This is a genomic window from Novosphingobium sp. 11B (assembly GCF_054589055.1).
The window spans coordinates 2,694-5,272 of sequence record NZ_BAAILP010000212.1 but is presented as its reverse complement, the minus strand read 5'-3'; the positions used below and the strand labels follow the sequence as shown (position 1 = coordinate 5,272).

The window sequence follows — 2,579 nt, the reverse complement described above, 5'->3', positions numbered from 1 at the left end:
CCCCCCCACCCCTCCGTCAGCGCTACGCGCTGCCACCTCCCCATTGCTTCGCAACAGGGAGGATAAGGAAACCGCACATTTTTGCGCATCCCGGCAAGTCTTGCCTAGTCTCATCCTATAATGCCCTCGGGGCGCGCGACAGGGGCGGCGCCGGGATCTCGGAAGGCCGGACTTGGAAGCGTTGCGCAATTTCATCGGGCAGATTGGCGTGCGCCGCGCCGCGATGATGGGCGGCGTCGCGCTGGCGCTGCTGCTCGGCCTTGGCTGGATGGCCACGCGAACGCCCGACAGCGCGATGGGCTACCTGTACACCGACCTCGACCCCTCGGCCGCATCGACCATCACCGAAAAGCTCAAGGGGCAGGGCGTGCCCTTCCAGCTTTCGGCCGACGGCACCGCGATCCTCGCGCCTGCCGACAAGCTGCCCGAACTGCGCATGGCGATGGCCTCCGAGCAGCTGGGCGGCAAGATCGGCTACGAAGTGCTCGACCAGGAGGAGCCCTTCGGCATCTCCTCCTCTCGCGCGAAGCTGAACGAGACGCGCGCGATCGAGGGTGAACTGACCCGTTCGATCGAAAGCCTGGACCGTGTCAGCCGCGCCCGCGTCCACGTCGTCATGCCCGAGCGGGCGATGTTCGAAACCGAGCCGCGCAAGGCCAGCGCCTCGGTCACGGTCAAGACCACCGGGCGGCTCCCGGCCGAGGCGGTGCAGGCGATCCGCTATCTGGTGTCCTCGGCGGTGCCCGACCTCTCGCCCGAAGCGGTGTCGGTGGTGGACCAGACCGGCGCGCTGCTGGCGCGGGCGGGCGAAGGGCAGGGCAGTTCCGGCGACATCGAGGAACGGCAGGCCGCCGTCGAAGCCCGCTTGCGCGACCAGATCGAGACCATGGTGGAGCCGATCGTCGGCCACGGCAAAGTCCGCGCCGAAGTGTCCGCCGTGCTCGAACGCGACCAGGTGCGCGAGGAATCCGAGACCTTCGACCCCGACAAGCAGGTTATCCAACACCAGGTCAGCGTCGAATCCAGCAACCAGAGCACCGAAAAGACCCCCGGCGCGCAAGGCGCGAGTGTCGCCACCCAGCTGCCCGAGAACGCGGCCGCCGCGCAGAACGGCGCCAATGGCGACAGCCGCAACGCCGCACAGAACGAGACCTCCGAGGACACCACCTACCAGAACAGCCGCGTCCAGAAGGTCGCCGTGCGCACGCCGGGGCAGGTCAAGCGCCTGACCGTGGCGGTCATGGTGGACGGCGGCGAGAAGGGCCTGCCGCAGCCGCAGCTCGACCGCCTGCAGCGCCTCGTCGAGAACGCCGTCGGCTTCGACAGCGATCGCGGCGACAGCGTGTTGGTGGAGAACATGCCCTTCGCCGCGCAGGACGTGGACGGCATCGACGGCGGCCTGCCGTTCGGCCTGACCGTCGATCGCATCCTAGACGTGCTGAAGATCGTGCTGGTCGGCGGCATCGTCCTCTTCGCCATCCGCATGCTGCGCCGCCAGAACGCGCCCGCGCTGCTGCCGCCGCCCTCCGGTGATCTTCCCGAGGGTGAGGACCGCCGCCAGCCCGCGGGCAGCGTCTCGATGGCGCAGCTTGAGCCGATGGGCGGCCCGATCGGCGGGGGGGGCGACGATACCCCGCTGCTCGATCAGGAAGTCGCGCTCGCCCATGTCGATGGGCGAGTGAAGCTCTCCGCGATCAAGCGCATCGGCGACACCATCGCTTCCAACCCGGCGGAATCCGCCTCCGTCATCCGCCAGTGGATGAACACGTGAAAGGTATCCGATGAGCGACGAGCTCGACACCCGGCACCAGTTGACCCCCGCGCACCTGCCTGAGGAACCGGCCCCGGTCCTGAGCGGCGAAACCGCGCTGCCGCCGCGTCCCTCCACGCCGCCGACGCCCGATGACCTGCACGCCGTGTTCGACGTGCCGGTGAAAGTGCAGGCGGTGCTCGGCCGATCGAAGATGGACATCGGCGACCTGCTGCGGCTCAAGCCCGGCATGGTGGTGGAGCTGGACCGCCGCGTCGGCGAGCCGGTCGACATCTTCGTCAACAACCGCATCATCGCGCGCGGCGAAGTCGTGCTGATCGACGCCACGCTGGGCGTCACGCTGACCGAAATCGTCCGCAAGGAAGCATGATGGGATCGCGCGATCATGATGCCACCCGGCTGATGCTGGTCGGCGAACTGGGCGACGCGGTGGGTCTTGCCAACGAGATGGTGCGCGGCTCGGCCACCCGCATCGGCGTGGAATCCGCGCCTGCGGCCTTTGAAGGCTGGACCTCCGGGGGCTGGACCGGGTCGGAAGCCGACATGGTGGTGGTGGACCTTGCGGTGAACCTCAAGGACGTGCTGGCGCGGCTGCGCGGCGGGCGGTCTGAGGGTTCGGTGACGGCCTCGGTTTCCGGCCTCGTCGGACAGAACATCGCCGACGTCGAGCGCGAGCTGATCCTCCAGACCCTGCGCCACTGCGGCGGCAACCGCAGCGCGGCGGCGGCGATGCTGGGCATTTCGGTGCGGACCATGCGCAACAAGCTGCGCACGTTCCAGGCGGACGGGATGGCGGTGCCACCTGCAC

The 2,579-nt window shown here is 68.8% G+C and carries 3 protein-coding genes; all 3 read left to right on the top strand.

Annotation, left to right across the window (positions count from 1 at the left end):
- Positions 1 to 172 precede the first annotated feature (172 nt).
- Positions 173 to 1,771, top strand: coding sequence for a flagellar basal-body MS-ring/collar protein FliF (gene fliF, locus ACYPYD_RS19495; protein ID WP_459664966.1), 1,599 nt, complete (start codon positions 173 to 175; stop codon positions 1,769 to 1,771).
- A 10-nt stretch (positions 1,772 to 1,781) separates the two neighbouring features.
- Positions 1,782 to 2,141 carry a flagellar motor switch protein FliN gene (fliN, locus tag ACYPYD_RS19490; RefSeq protein WP_008831931.1) on the top strand — a complete coding sequence of 120 codons (360 nt, stop codon included), beginning with the start codon at positions 1,782 to 1,784 and terminating at the stop codon, positions 2,139 to 2,141.
- Positions 2,141 to 2,579, top strand: a 439-nt coding sequence (locus ACYPYD_RS19485) for a helix-turn-helix domain-containing protein (RefSeq protein ID WP_459664963.1), incomplete at its 3' end; no start/stop codon positions are given. The genes fliN and ACYPYD_RS19485, both read left to right, overlap by 1 nt.

Coding starts and splice junctions, on each gene's coding strand:
- fliN (WP_008831931.1), top strand. CDS start 1,782: ATGAGCGACGAGCTCGACACCCGGCACCAGTTGACCCCCGCGCACCTG.